This window comes from Sphingobacterium sp. UBA2610 (assembly GCF_002339225.1).
Taxonomy (GTDB): Bacteria; Bacteroidota; Bacteroidia; order Sphingobacteriales; family Sphingobacteriaceae; genus Sphingobacterium; species Sphingobacterium multivorum.
The window spans coordinates 27270-42125 of sequence record NZ_DDKA01000031.1 but is presented as its reverse complement, the minus strand read 5'-3'; the positions used below and the strand labels follow the sequence as shown (position 1 = coordinate 42125).

The 14856-nt window shown below is 38.4% G+C and carries 13 protein-coding genes; 7 read left to right on the top strand and 6 right to left on the bottom strand.

Annotated elements, in window-relative coordinates; translation table 11 throughout:
* The first annotated feature begins 252 nt into the window (after positions 1–252).
* Entirely contained in the window at positions 253–1212 is a 960-nt protein-coding gene (locus tag B4Z47_RS20740; RefSeq protein ID WP_286727838.1) for a lipid A deacylase LpxR family protein, read from the top strand.
* Between the two features lie 159 nt (positions 1213–1371).
* On the opposite strand, the gene B4Z47_RS20735 is transcribed toward B4Z47_RS20740, so the two are convergent.
* Entirely contained in the window at positions 1372–2622 is a 1251-nt protein-coding gene (locus B4Z47_RS20735; RefSeq protein ID WP_286727837.1) for a dicarboxylate/amino acid:cation symporter, read from the bottom strand.
* A 574-nt stretch (positions 2623–3196) separates the two neighbouring features.
* On the opposite strand from B4Z47_RS20735, the gene mnmD reads away from it, so the two are divergent.
* Entirely contained in the window at positions 3197–3862 is a 666-nt protein-coding gene (gene mnmD / locus B4Z47_RS20730; RefSeq protein WP_070560722.1) for a tRNA (5-methylaminomethyl-2-thiouridine)(34)-methyltransferase MnmD, read from the top strand.
* Positions 3863–4171: 309 nt separating this feature from the next.
* On the opposite strand, the gene B4Z47_RS20725 is transcribed toward mnmD, so the two are convergent.
* The 4 genes from B4Z47_RS20725 to B4Z47_RS20710 form a co-directional block, all read right to left on the bottom strand.
* Positions 4172–4723, bottom strand: coding sequence for a hypothetical protein (locus B4Z47_RS20725; RefSeq protein WP_201640101.1), 552 nt, complete (start codon positions 4721–4723; stop codon positions 4172–4174).
* Between the two features lie 710 nt (positions 4724–5433).
* Positions 5434–6123: an SMUG2 DNA glycosylase family protein gene (locus B4Z47_RS20720; protein ID WP_070560718.1), complete on the bottom strand. Its 690-nt coding sequence runs from the start codon at positions 6121–6123 to the stop codon at positions 5434–5436.
* A 102-nt stretch (positions 6124–6225) separates the two neighbouring features.
* Entirely contained in the window at positions 6226–6723 is a 498-nt protein-coding gene (locus B4Z47_RS20715; RefSeq protein ID WP_046672788.1) for an FKBP-type peptidyl-prolyl cis-trans isomerase, read from the bottom strand.
* Between the two features lie 36 nt (positions 6724–6759).
* Complete coding sequence (locus tag B4Z47_RS20710; protein ID WP_286727836.1) at positions 6760–8760, bottom strand: thioredoxin domain-containing protein; 2001 nt, start codon at positions 8758–8760, stop codon at positions 6760–6762.
* 44 nt (positions 8761–8804) lie between these two features.
* Between B4Z47_RS20710 and B4Z47_RS24765 the strand changes: the two genes are divergently transcribed.
* On the top strand, positions 8805–9038 hold the full coding sequence (locus B4Z47_RS24765) for a phosphatidylglycerol lysyltransferase domain-containing protein (RefSeq protein WP_369012069.1): 234 nt from the start codon (positions 8805–8807) through the stop codon (positions 9036–9038).
* A gap of 97 nt (positions 9039–9135) precedes the next feature.
* Here B4Z47_RS24765 and B4Z47_RS20705 read toward each other — a convergent pair whose 3' ends face one another.
* A complete protein-coding gene (locus B4Z47_RS20705; protein ID WP_286727835.1) occupies positions 9136–9627 on the bottom strand; it encodes a SixA phosphatase family protein in 492 nt (163 codons plus the stop codon).
* A 395-nt stretch (positions 9628–10022) separates the two neighbouring features.
* Here B4Z47_RS20705 and B4Z47_RS20700 point away from each other — a divergent pair, with 395 nt between their 5' ends.
* From B4Z47_RS20700 to B4Z47_RS20685, 4 genes are read left to right on the top strand one after another with little or no spacing between them, the layout of a single operon-like run.
* Positions 10023–11252 carry a hypothetical protein gene (locus B4Z47_RS20700; RefSeq protein WP_286727834.1) on the top strand — a complete coding sequence of 410 codons (1230 nt, stop codon included), beginning with the start codon at positions 10023–10025 and terminating at the stop codon, positions 11250–11252.
* A 52-nt stretch (positions 11253–11304) separates the two neighbouring features.
* Positions 11305–12363 (top strand): glycosyltransferase family 2 protein, encoded by a 1059-nt coding sequence (locus B4Z47_RS20695; RefSeq protein WP_286727833.1) that lies wholly within the window; start codon positions 11305–11307, stop codon positions 12361–12363.
* Complete coding sequence (locus B4Z47_RS20690) at positions 12360–13616, top strand: glycosyltransferase (RefSeq protein WP_286727832.1); 1257 nt, start codon at positions 12360–12362, stop codon at positions 13614–13616. Before B4Z47_RS20695 ends, B4Z47_RS20690 begins: the two co-directional genes overlap by 4 nt.
* A complete protein-coding gene (locus tag B4Z47_RS20685) occupies positions 13609–14796 on the top strand; it encodes a glycosyltransferase (RefSeq protein WP_286727831.1) in 1188 nt (395 codons plus the stop codon). The genes B4Z47_RS20690 and B4Z47_RS20685 overlap by 8 nt, the downstream gene beginning before the upstream one ends.
* The last annotated feature ends 60 nt before the right edge of the window (positions 14797–14856 follow it).

The window sequence follows — 14856 nt, the reverse complement described above, 5'->3', positions numbered from 1 at the left end:
ACCCAAACCTGACAACTTTATGCGCGCTAAAATCCCAAATTGTTTACATTTGACACCTAATCGAATGCAAAATTACAAATAGATTCGCTAAGAAAGGAATAATGCAACTTTTCCATATTATTTATATCTATTCTAAATAGTTTGAATTAATTGGAAAAATAAGCTAGATTCGAATGCTTTTGAATAATTTGAAGTGAAATTTGCTGTTTTGGTTCTAATGATATCGCATGAATTTTACAATTTCCTGTTAATATGAGTATTGCTTTGCGATTTTTAGGCCTCTTTTGGGCTGTTATAGTTCCCTGTTTTTTTGTTTTTGGACAGGTGAAATTCCGTAATCAGGAAATTGCTGTTCAAAATGACAATGACGTCTATCTCCTGACCGGTCAAGACCGCTATTATACAAACGGTATCAATATAAACTATAGGATTGCGTTGCCGGGGAAACTGGATAAACAGTCTTCAAATACGTTATTGGATTTTGAAATAGGCCAGCGTATTTATAACGGTATCAGTATTATTGACTATAGACGGCAGGAAAAAAAATACGATAGACCGTTTGCAGGTTACCTTTATTTTAGTGCTGGGGTAACGCGATTTTTACCGCAGGATCAGGTCATTGAGTTCAAGACCGAATTGGCGCAGATCGGTCCTAAATCCTACGGTGAAGAAGCCCAGAAGTTTATCCATCATCTATTTGGTATGTATGAGGCAACAGGTTGGGATACGCAGCTTGGAAATTCCTTCGGTATTGATTTAAGTGCAACCTATAAAAAAGGACTATATCGCAGTCAAAACCAGCAATTTGATGTGGGAATTATCGGTGAAGGGACTATTGGACTAAATAATACCAATCTGGGGATTGCGGCCCCGTTTCGGTTGGGGAAGCTGAAATCCTATCAGGCATCGACCCTTACACATGGGCATTTGACACAAGGAAGAGCAGACAATGATAAAGAATGGTATTTTATCTATCAACCAAGCATGTCCCGTATTTTTTACAGCGCAACCGTAGAGGGCGGGAGAGATCAAAATGATCCCATGGGTAAGCTATACATTATTGAGCCTTGGATGCTTAGTCATCGCATTGGTTTCAATTGGTCGAACCACAAGATCAATTACGGTATCAATTATATCTTCAATTCGAAAGAGCTCAAATCGGTGTTTCACCGGCATCAATATGGCGAGCTGTTTTTTGCGTACCGCTTTTGATCTGCGCGCCAATGGGTGTGATCCATATTGATCCGCCAGCCGTAGGTGTGCCTATATTGATCCGTGAGTCATTGGTGTGATCTATATTGATCCGCTGCGCATTGGTAGAGCCTCCGTTGATCACCTGTCCTGTGAAATGCTTGCCGCTTGTAGCTTGTTTTAGCCTGGATTTTCGGGAATAGGATCGGCCAGTTTTTGCCCGATCAATCTGCTGGTGAGCATAGCGGCTACGGTGTCTCCAGTAGCATTGAGCATTGTTGCAAGGGGATCGACCAGGGTTGCGATAATCATAATGGACGGGATCACCTCGGTTGGCATCTGATAAACCGATATAATCAGCATTTCTCCGATATAGCCACCATTAGGAATGCCACCGGCCACAATACTGACCAATAAGGTAATTCCTACCGCCATAATCAGGTTCGACGGATCAAAAAATTCCTTTCCACTTAATAAAAGCGCAATATAAATTTTAAAGATACAGGCGATTGCAGAACCATGCTTGTGCAATGTCGTGCCTAGGGGAATGACGACACTAGCGACGCTGTCGGGGATTCCAATTTGTTTGGCAGCAAGTAAGTTGGCCGGCATGGTAGCAAGGCTGCTGCAGCTGCTCAATGCAGTTAAGGAAGGTAATATGTTGTTTTGCCAATAGCGTTTGACCCCCTTAAGCCCGAATGCTAAAAAAGCGAATAAACTGAAAACCGTGAAAAAATAGAAGATTCCTAAAAAGTAATATAGCCCGATAGGTTTGGCATAAAAACCGAAGAGCTGAGGGCCTAATGTTCCAACCTGATAGGCAAAATATGCTCCCAAACCAATGGGAGCGAGGTTCATGACCATCACGAGCAGATTTCCCATCACTACATTGCCTGCGTTTATAAATTTGCGGAAAGTCTCTGCAGATGTTCCAGACTTGCGTGTAGCAATGCCAACGAGGAATGAAAAGATGACAAAGGCCAGCATATTTTGTCGTGATAATAAACTTGAAAATTCGCTAACGGTTAAAAAGCGGACCATTTTTTCACCCCAAGAATCATGAACAACTGTTTCCATGATCTTGTTTGTTTGTTCAATAGGCAGTGGAGCATCTACTGGAAAGAGGTAAAGGAAGCAGATGCTTGACAGTCCGGCGACGACAATACCCAGTACAAATACGAACGACATCATGCCGATGATCCTTCCAAGTACACTGTCGCCATTGATATTCGCAACAGATGAGGATATGGCAAAAAACACCAATGGTATGACGCTGACAAAGAGGAGGTTTAGGAAAATGTCACCGATCGGTTTAAGATTGTTGACGATATGCGGAAAGAAGATGCCGATCAAACTTCCAATACTGATCCCAAGGAGTAGAAGTAAGATACTGCCGTAATTCTGCACAAAAGTTTTTGTAGCGTATTTCATAGGTGTATGATTAGTTATTTCAAAAGGAGTTCATTCACATGGAAGAACTGCTTATATTGTCTTTGTATTTGGTCACATGGAGAATATCCAATGCTGTTGTATTGCTTGCGCTTGTTAGGTTTGGATATTTCATTAGGTTTTGTGAATGTTTCTTATTTAGATTGCTAAAATACTGTTTTTCTCGAATAGGTCTATTAAAACGAGCTGAATTTATGCGTGTTTGTTCATTTTTGTTTTACCTTGCTGAAAAAATCCGCTTTTGTCGACTGGACTTTTTTTATTGAAAGCATTTTTTTTATAGCGGTACCCATGCCTACTATACGCTCGGTATTGATATGCTTTTTCATTTGGAAGTCGATGTACTGGTCAATTGGTTGACATCACCTTTAGTCTACGCTGAAAGATGGTCGGGCTTGCTAAAACCGTGAGGATTTTGATACGGGCATTGGCTTTTTTATCTTTGGACAGTAGCAATGATATGCATCATGGGCAGGGAGTAGGCCATTCGTTTTGGCGTCGTTTCTTTGTTTGGACTCCATGTGTAAAAATTAGAACTTAACGTATTTGTATAAAAATGGAATTTGTAACGACAGGAGATGGTTCGAAAACTTTGTTTAATGCTGAAATAGGAGAATGTTATCATTCGAAACACGGTGCGGTACAGGAAAGTAGGCATGTTTTTATAAAAACGGGGCTTGACCACTATGTACAAACGACAGGAGCCGCCGACGTTGGTATCTTGGAGGTTGGCTTTGGTACCGGTTTGAATTTTCTACAAACAGCCGACTTTCTTAGGGATAAATCTTTTCAGGTGGAATACGTCGGAATTGAAGGATTTCCCCTGCCTTTGTCTACTATTGCTGCAACGGGCTATGATGCGACGGTACACCCAACTGTTTGGACAAGTTATTTGAATGCATACGAGCTGGCTTTGACGGGAAACGTGCAGATTAACGAACAATTAAAACTTCATATTGATCATACCTTGTTGATGAATTTTCAATCGGACCGCTTATTTGACGTCGTTTATTTTGATGCCTTTGCTGCTGTGCATCAGCCTGAGATGTGGAATGATGCTGCCTTGGGGCATATTGCACAGTTTCTTAAACCGGGTGGTGTTTTTGTGACTTATGCGATTACCGGGAACCTCAAACGCAGTATGAAAGCATTGGGATTTTCGATAGAAAAGGCTCCCGGAGCACCAGGGAAGCGAGAAATGCTTCGTGCCACAAAGTTGTAGCGGATGATTCTTTTATAATAGCATCGGAAAGAGTTAATCATACGGATCAACATACATGACGAAAGAAATAACTACATGACGATGCCACAGATTCATTGCTAAGCAGAGTGATACAAAGCTTACACAGGTTAAAAAGCTTACATTTAGGGAATTGGAAGAGTACGAATCTAAGGGAAATTTTGTTACCTAGTGGTAAGAAAAGGCCTGTTGCGAAAAAAAACGATCCATTTTCGTCCATGAGTAATGCTGTTAAATCCAATCGATTTTATTAGGCATTGTGATAACATCAGCTTTTGAGAGTTGCACATCTTAATTAATAAACGCACCGACTATTGCAGCTGGATGAAAGCTTTTGTTATTTAATAACAGATGTTTATGGCGATGAAATCCATAATATTCGATGTTCATACCAACAAGTACGGTTTTTGCATCTTTATAGTTTACATCAAATGATAGCTGTTCTAATTCAACCATTTTGGGTCCCGTATGCAGGTTGATGGGGATCTGGGGGCTATGGATATGAATATATTGTTGCTGCTCAAAGTTGAGCATGACAATAAAGAGGTTAAAGATGAGCAGGTCGCAATTTTTTGGCTGCCGTATGTCCTTTTGTTTATCAAATTTTGGAAACTGGATTGTAAGTTGCTTATTGTCCAATAATTGGATCTGTGGATCGAAATGCATAAAGTCCTGCATATGGCATTTTTCATTGAATTGAAAATTGACCAAACGGTTTATCTTATTGCTGCGTATAGATTTTTCTTTGGATATATGTCCGCTAGGGCCGTTCACTCGCTGCAACTGAGTTACTAAGCGATTGTGCATATTGCTATCATAAAAACCCATGTGTACTTCTGCCATCGTCCGTCGTATGTAAGCGCCAATCGCACTGCTCACTCCAAAGCTTACGGAGGCGGCTTTTGTTCATTTGGTTTGTTTTGGTTTCCGTCCTACTTTCGTCTGGACAATTGTTTTTTCATTCGATTGTCGAAAGACCACGTTCCCAACTAAGCCTTTCAGAGTTCTATTTTCTATCGTTGCCATATTGTAAATATATGTATTTAAATAACTGAAAAACAAATAGTTGTTTGTTTTTAATAGATTTAAAATTGGGCTTTGCCTCTGATTTTAATTATGGCAATCGTTGTCAAAGGCCAACTATTAAACTCATAATGAAAACGTATTTCATTCGCTACGGAATGATATGTTTGATTTGGAATTCATTCCAATCTTCTTTGGAAAACATTCGTCATAGCGTCGGATTGCTAGCATACTGCAAGCACCATGAGTCCGTGGTGAGTCCGAGTGAAACCCGGAAATGAGGAGGTAACAGTATGGTCGGGGCATGCATCTATCTGCTTCCTGGTACGAATAAGGGCGGAAATTGATTCGAAGTGACTCAAACGGATGGTCAAATCGGTTGATTAACTCGGACTTCGTTCTGTTAATATATGCATATATATCTTTTAATTTTCAAAATGTATATTATAATATTCAATTTGTTTGGAATATAGATACAAATTATTTTATGCTTTTCTAAATTTTTGTTTAGAGTTTACATGTGCGATAACCTATTCTGTGCTCAGCACGCTGATGTAATTATCGATGTAGTGCAGTTTGTCTTTGGATTTATATTGTTGTATATAGCGTGGGTGGTCTAGGACGGTCATTTTTCCAAACAACTTTTCTTCTTTGTTGATCTTAGCGAGAAAGGTTGCATTTTTCTTTCCGAGCACAAAGACCTCCTCCGTCGCTAAGCCCATAGCGATGTGTTGTTTCAATGAATCAAGCATAAAAGGGCTGACCATGTCGAAAAGTGTTTTATCATCATAGTAGTTTGCATTGATCCAATTGTTGGGTTTCGTTTCTCGGACAATCGCCAGGGGAAAGGGTGAATTGATATAAAATTGTTTATAGAAAATATCGGGGCCACCATAGGCTTCAATCATATCGTACATAAACACTGAAGATATTTCATGCGTATGCGCAGAAAGCATCTCTATGCCACATGCACTGGCTAATCTTTTGGTATCCGTAAAAGGAACTCCCGTTACTCCTGCACCGTGTCTGCTTGGATTGATACCGATAATGAATTTTCTTGTTAGATTATCATTATAATATTTATGGTAGAACTGTTCCATCACGACCAATGTTTCGGGGTTGTCAAGGTAGGGGTTAATTACATTGAATGCTGGGGGAAGACTTCCCTGATAATGAAGATGTTTATTGAATAAAACTACTTTTTCCGCAAATGTTAGCATCGTTCGTGTGTTTAAAAACAAGATACGGTTTTTAAATAAGCAAAAAACAAAGCCGGGTGTCATCTGACATCCGGCTTTGTTTTTTAGTATCTTGAGTCAGGATTAGTGACCTTGCGTACCGTCTACACCATGCGAGTGTCCGTGAGACAACTCTTCTTCAGTAGCAGGACGTACAGTTAAGATTTCAATATCGAAATTTAATGTTTTACCAGCCATTGGGTGGTTTAAGTCAGCAACAACTACTTCTGGAGTAACCTCAGCTACGACAGCGCGGAATTGGTTTCCTTGATTGTCTTGTAAAGGCAATACTTCTCCTACTGGAGGTAAACCTGTTTCTTTGAACATATCTACTGGCAATTGTGCGAATGCTCTGTCGTCTTTTTGACCGTAAGCATCATCCGGTGCCAATTCAAATGAAATCTTATCACCAACGTTTAAGTCTGCGATGTTTTCTTCAAATTTAGGTAACATCATACCTACACCATATAAGAAATCTAAAGGTTGTTCTGCAGTTGTTTCTTCAACGAAAACTTTTTCACCGTTTTCTACTGTGTGAAGTCTGTACGTCAATGCTACGACGTCGTTTGCTTTTATAGCCATCTGATTTTGATTTTTGGAAGCCGAGGCTACCGTTTATTAAATATAATTTATTAACGCTTGTATTGAATCCTGTGGTAGACTGCAGGTCTTGTTTTTACAAAGATATGCTTTTGTCTCCTTTCCGACTCTATGTTCTAGCAATGGAAGATTTTCTTCCGTACCGCCAAGAACAATTTTGTTAGGAATATAATATTTGCCGAGTTCATTTTTGAAAGCCATCGCTTTATCCCCCGTCAATGCAATTTCATTGATTCCATATATTTCTTCTAGCAATAATATTGCCCAATTTGAATAGGCCGAACCATAAGTCTTGATTTGCGGGAATACATTCGCTAGCAATTGGTCTGTAATGGCGATGTAATTTTCATTGTCAAAAAGTAAACCTAATCGTTTCAATTGGCGAACCATTGTCGAGGAAGAGGACGGGATTACGTTATCCAAAATTTCGCTTTTCCGTGCGATAAGTTCCTCCGCCGCTGTCGACGCATAGTAGAATGTTTTTTGTGATCCATCGTAAAACAATGCAATGGCCTCATCGGCAAGCTGTCTTGCTTTTGTGAGCCAATTGAGGTCAAATGTCGCTTCATATAAGGCTATAAAGGCTTCAATAGTGAATGCATAGTCATCCAGGAAGCCTGCGATCGCTCTGTTGTTATCTTTTGGTTGGTGCAATAACTGGAGGTCGTCTTGAATAAGGTGTGTACAGATAAACTGGGCATTGTTTAAAGCGAGTTCGAGAAAATGGCTGTTCCCAAGACTGTGATAAGCATCTATTAGTCCTTTTAGAAATAAAGCATTCCAGGTGGTCAGCTGCTTATGGTCGAGTCCCGGACGGATCCGTTGTTCACGATAGTTGTATAATTTTTTCTTTGAAATTTTTAGAAAATCTGCCCATTCGTCAGCTGACATATTGACCTTTGTTGCTAACTGGTCTGCATTAATGGCGCAAATAGGAATGTTGGTTTTCTGCTCCTCCCAGTTGCCGACTTCGGTTATGTTAAAATATTGCCCGAGTAGGGGGGCATCATCGCCCAATACCTCGTCAAATTCAGCTTTGGAGAAGGAATAGTATTTCCCTTCAATGCCCTCGCTATCGGCATCTAAAGCGCTATAGAAACCATGGTTTGGAGCAAGCATTTCACGCTCGGCCCAAGTAATCGTTTCTTCGATAATCCGTTTATAGAATGGATCCCGACTTTGTTGATAAGCTTCGGCATACAGGGACAGTAGCTGGCCATTGTCATAAAGCATTTTTTCGAAGTGGGGAATATGCCAATAATGGTCCACCGAATAGCGGGCAAAGCCACCTCCGATCTGGTCATATATACCACCAGATGCTATCTTTTTTAATGTAAAATGGACATGATCTAAGATCTCCCGATCGTCGGCAAGTACGCCATATTTTAGGAAGAATAACCAATTGTTTGGTAGCGGAAATTTGGGCGCTCTTTGATAACCACCTTCTTTTTTATCGAACATCTCGGTCCAAGGGGCAACAATTTCATTTAAATTTTCAATCGTGTATTGATCGGGGATGGGATGGATGGGGAGTTTCTCGGCCCGTTGAATGCCATTGTTTAGCTTTTCGGCATAGTCAAACGCGACTTCGGGTTTCTCCGCCCACATTTGTGCAATTTGCAATAAGATATTCTGCCAGTCGTGCGGTTTGAAATAGGTACCACCGTAAATAGGTCTCCCATCGGGCAGGCAGATACAATTCAATGGCCAGCCCCCGGCATTGGTCATCAGTTGCACCGCAAGCATATACACTTGATCAATATCGGGGCGTTCTTCGCGGTCAATTTTGATCGATACGAAAAACGTATTCATGGTTTGGGCGATGGCTGAGTTTTCAAAACTTTCACGCTCCATCACATGGCACCAATGGCAAGCCGAGTAGCCAATGCTTACGATGATCAGTTTATTTTCGTCTTTTGCTTTTTTTAAAGCTTCCGGCCCCCAGGGCATCCAATCTACTGGATTGTGTGCGTGCTGTTTAAGGTAGGGTGAATTTTCAAATTGCAATTGATTCGCCATAGGACGAAGGTAGTGAAAAAGTAATTATTAACGAAGCTGTTGTATTGATTATCCGTTTTTTAGCGTATTGTAAAGAGGAAGGTTATTCTTTTTTTAATAGGGGACTGACTCCTTTTTCAGGATTTGACAAGAAGAAAGGGCTAATTGAACGTTTGATCAGTTTTCTTTATGAAAGTAATCCTTACTTCCGTGAACCAAAGGGACTGAAAGAATTTAAGGGAAAATTTGATCCTGCAGGGTTGAGAAATTTGTGGTGTATTCACATGATTTGGATTTGATTTCAGTGCCTTTGGTGATTGATAGGGCACTGAAATCAAATGTGGGCAAGTGATAAGCTGATCTTATCTGAAGATAAGTTTGTTCTTTGATCGGATTTTAATCAATTATTTGCACAAGATCGGCACAATTGCCGCTGAGCATCTGAAAGGTGAAACCGGTATCGAGCTTGATCTCTGCGCAGGATGAGGTGCGTAAATAGGCCGCTTTTCGGGTCAGGTATTCCACTAGATCAGTCAGCGTTGGATTGTGTCCAAAGAGTAGTACATGATTGATATGATCCGGAATAGCATTTATAATGGATAGCAAATGCTTGTACGTACATTCATAAATTGTTTCTTCAATTTGGATATCAAAAGAAGAAGAGCCCATGACATCTAGAAAAATACGTGTTGTCTGGAGTGCGCGATTGGCTGGCGAACTGATCACGATACTGTTTTCATCTAAAGTCAATTTTGCCGATAGCTTAGCCGCTACTTGTTTGGCGTGTTGTATACCGTCGGATGTGAGTGCGCGATCAAAATCGTTTATGCCCGGAATAGTTTCAGCTTTGGCATGTCGGATGATATAAAGTTTTTTACTGTTGTCCATGATTAAAATTTTTGATTCTTATACAATATAAATAATAACGTTTGTTGTACCGGTTCATTGTGTTTGGGTAATGAGCAGGCTTGCGTATGAATACAAATAATAATACAGGAAGTTTTGAAAAGTATATACTCTATGAATAGTTTTTTACTTCAAGTGATACGTTCACTATCGTGTCAAAGCTAAACCATTGTGTTTTTTTAATGCTTAGAATGGCAAAGCGAAAGTCTTGATTAAAAAGCGAAAATCGTTGTTTTACTTTGATAAAATTATGCTAATTTCGCAGCGAAAAACAATAACTTGTTTTATATAGCTATTTGCCGTAAGCTTATTTTATTTATTGAAAAACATCGTTAGCCAAGTCGCGTTTTTTTGTTTCTACCGTTTGATTTTTACTTATGATTCGTAATTTTTTGATGCTTCTTTATGGAAGTATTTTCCTAGTGGCTTGCAGTCGTTCGGAGGATTTTTTTGCGGGGGACGTTGAGTCTCCTATTTGGACTGTTGATCCCATTGATTCGGTTACTTTTGATAGTGATGAAGGTTTGGTCAATATTCATACTGTTGCTGATGCTAATTTTAAGGGGCTAAAAAATGCCACTGATTTTATAGATATTTCGGGAATAAATGCCAGTTATTGTCATCCAGATGTTCTTTATTTTCCAAATAAACTGAACGGATACAAATATTGGATGGTTTTTACACCTTATTTTGGCGCAGTTGGAACTAACCAGAATTCAAAGAAATTTGAAAATCCAAGTGTTGTTGTATCAAATGATGGCCTTGATTGGGTAAATCCGCCGGGCTTGAACAATCCAATTATCAATGCACCCTTTCCGACAGAAAGTTTCGGAGAAAACAAGGTTGACCCGATTCAGGGATTTTGGTCTGATGTCGATTGGATCTATTTAAATAATCAGTTTTATCTTTATTATAGGGGTAGTTTTATCACGGCTCAATCTTTGAAAGGCAAATGTGTGTTAAGTAATACCAATTTTGATCGACTGAAACAAAATGCACATCGCACTATTGTACAACAAACATCTACAGATGGTATAAAGTGGTCGAATCTGAACGTCGCTTTTACCAGCAATCCACCTTTCACCCCCAAGGATGACCATTTATTGTCTCCCTCTTTTATCCATGATGGGGGTGAGTTTTTGAGTTATGAAATCGAACTCAATCTTAATCCCAAGAATTTTAAAGGTAAAGACCCCTCTTATGTTGTTCGTAGAACGTCGACTGATGGGATTAATTTTACAGGGTTTCGCGACAGCAAAATAGTTAATTTCTTTAATAAACCCTGGCTGAAGGAAGGTAATGGTAATTCCCCATGGCATATTCAGGCAACATATGCTGACGGTTATTACTTTTTATGTATTGCTGTTGGTGAAGTGAAAAGATACACGGCAGAGTTATTATATGTGGCTTATTCGAAAGATGGATTAAATTTCAAAGTATTCCCGAAGCCCTTATTAAAAAATAATGCCTATCGAAGTTCTATTTTTCCAATGGGCAGCAATGAATCTTTAATCAAAATGGGGGCAATGATCGGGAATAAATCAGGGGAATTCCGATACCGGGAATTTACGTTAAACAAAGATAGGATCGAAAAATCTTTAAAATGATTTCGGTATTTGATATATAATTCGTCTTGCTATTTTTGTATATTGAATGTCAATGATGGAAAAAAATGGTAGTACGAAGGGGACTTTTCGCGTTGCTGTGTCGGTAGTGATTCCGGTATACAATGTCGAAAAATATTTAGATGAGACAATTCAAAGTGTGCTTAATCAAGAATTGCAGGATTTTGAAATTATTCTTGTCAATGATGGTAGTCTAGATTCTTCTGCAGCAATATGCCAAAAATATGCATCCTTAGATCCGAGAATTTACTTTTTTGATCAGGACAATGCTGGTGTTTCCGTTGCGAGAAACAATGGTCTGAGTCATGCGCGAGGAGAGTATGTCTATTTTTTGGATTCTGATGATACGATTGATTCCGAATTCTTGACTGGAGCTTATACATTAGCAAAACAAGATGATCTTGATCTAGTCGTTGTAGGAGAGATATATTGTTACAGAGCAAAACGATTGACTGCTGTACCTACTTGTGGATTGTTTATAAAAAAGTCATTATTGGACAGCTATCCTGATATTCGCTTTCCCGTGGGAATCCAACCTTGCGAGGACGGTTTGTTTTCACATTGCCTTTTTTTAATGACTGATAAAATAGGATTCAATCCGAATGCAAAATATTTTTATAGACAACACGAGAATCAAAATCATGTACGCATCAATAAAGAAACAGCTCGCATCTTAAAACAGATACCTAATTGGTTGGAACTTTTAAAAATATTCTACGATCAACATGATATTTTTACCTCGAGAGCACTCAAACTAGCTTTGTTTATTGAACATGAACCGTTTGAGTTGCGTTACATAAAAATGCCTTTTGATGAGAATGAAAAAGAAGTACTTTTCAGATTATTGCAAAATTTTATGCGACAATATGTCGAGCCATATTTATCCAAAACAGATATAGAAGTATTATCGGTTCCATTTAGGTATTTCATGACAACGGAAAATCATGTGAATTTTGATAATTTTTATAAAAGCTATCGAACGAATAGAGCCCAGCAGTTTAAACATGCATTGTTTTGGGTTAAGTTTATTCCAATTTCTAAATTAAGGAGGAAACTTCGCAATAATATCAGAAATAAATATATTGATATATGAAGATTCTATTAATACAACATTTGTATTTTTTAAATGGAATAGGAGGAACAGAAAAAATCTGCTCGATATTGGCTAACATTTTATCCGCCAATGGTTATGAAGTCGAAATAGCCACTAATGAAAATGTAGTTGGTAAGCCAGTGTTTACTTTGGATAAAAGCGTACGTGTTACAAACATATATGACGTAAATCTGGAACAAAAAGAGGAGATCCCCTTATATAATTATAAAGGCAGAAATGCTTTTCTTTGGATAAAATATAAGATAGAAAAGAAGTATGCTAAATGGTATAATCGCCGTTTAATAAAGCGTATGGAAGGGGAGGATAAACTATTTCAGTATAATTTGAGAAACCGGGCGACTGCTTGGAAAAGTTACATTGATCTAGTTAAGCCAAATTTGATTATTACAATGTCTATTGGTTCATTGTTGGAAATTACCTATGGAAACACGCTGACAATACCAATTTTAGATTCGGTGAACGGTCGGCCAGATTATGATTACTCCAATATTCTGGGCGGAAGGAAATCGTATATGGTTGATTTATTGACGTCAAGTTTTAGTAAGCTTGATGGCATCCAAATTCTTTTTGATAGTTATAGAAAATTTTTGCCCGATAATTTTGCCGGCGAATGCCGTGTTATTACGAATCCTATCGACGAGGTAAGCGACACCGATTTGGTTCGACATAGTAATGAAAAATCGAGATTTAAGATAATTCATATTGGACGCTTGGATACTGCGTGTAAACAGCAACATATAGCTATAGATATTTTCTCTAATTTGGCAGAAAAATACCCGACATGGGATTTGGAATTTTGGGGTATAGGTAATGACTTTGAGCGATTGAAATTACAGATTATTGAACTGGGCCTATCCAAAAGAATTTTCCTTCGCGGATTTACTGACGATCCCATCGCAAAGATGAAGGATGCAGATATCTTTATTTTTCCAAGCAAATATGAAGGGTTTGGGCTTGCTTTGGCCGAAGCAATGTCCGTTGGTTTACCTAGTATAGGTTTTGCTACATGTTCTGGTGTGAACGAATTAATAAAGCACGGTGAGAATGGGTTTTTGGCGAACGATCGAGAGGGTATGGAGCTTCATCTTGAGCAATTAATAAATAATCCACTTCTTCGTGAACAAATGGGGATAAAAGGGAAAATTTTTATAAAAGATTTTAATCTTGATAAAATGACGAGGGGATGGTTGGAGTTGGTTAATGCTGTAATAAATAAATATGACAATGTCTAAAAGGAAACGAGTACTATATTTTATGCCGGTTAATCCGATGAATGATCGCGCAGGAAATATCACGAGATGTATACAATTGCTAGAATATTTTGAACGAAATAGCTCTTATGTAGAAACAGCTTTTGTTTCATTTGATCATTGGGCGCAGGCGGACAAAATGTCTTTTGAGCAGAAATTTCCAAATATTCGTTTAATACTTATACAGCATAGGGAAAATAAGGGAAATTATCTAAAATATTTCTTTCGGGATAAGCTTTCGAGATTATTCTTAAAAAAAGGATTAGATCAGGTAACGCCTTTCCATTTGAAACAAATAAGAAAGCACCTTAGCGGCAATTTTGATATTACATTGATAAGTTACGTTGAATGGGGGAGATTTGTTGAGGCAGTTCCATCTAAACGTACCATAATAGATACACATGATTTAATTACATCTCAATATTTAACGCGGAGTGGAGATAGAAAGTCGATAGGGCAGGTTTTCCAAGAAGAACTTGAGATTCTTAATTGTGCTGATGAGGTATGGACTTATTCAATTGAAGAACAATATATCTTTGAGCAGTTTCTCACAAATAAAGTGAGATTGCTTCCAGTTTCATCAAGTATTCGCAAAAAAGAGAAAGTAGAAAATAGGATAGATCATGAAATTCTATATGTTGCTAGTGATAATGGCCATAACCAAAGAAGTATTGAGTGGTTTATTCAAGAAGTTCTACCTTTGGTTAATGAACGTTTTTCATTGACAGTTGTAGGTAAGATTTGTGATAAAATCGAGAATAACAGTCGAATCGAGAAAGTGGGTGTGGTAGATGATTTATCCGATATATATAATACTAGCAAGATTACTATTTGTCCAATGCTATCTGGGACAGGAATTAAAATAAAAGTGTTGGAATCGCTTGGTTACGGTCTACCCGTTGTGACGAATAGACGAGGTGTTGATGGCCTAGTCAACAAAGTTTCAAATGGTTGTTTAATTGCGGATGACCCTAATCAATTTGCTTTTTATATCAACAAGTTATTGAGTGATTCTCAGTTTTATAATCAATTACAAACCCGGGGGGTGCAGTTTTATGAAAGCTATTATGCCCCAAATAATGAAATCAGGATACTCGATGAATGCTTTTTAGGAAAAGAAAATATAGATATAGAGGGGTCTAATTTGAGAGATATCAAGTAGAATTTAATATTTTATTGCTAAATATCTGTTTCATAAAATACTGAACCGCTTTATGAAACA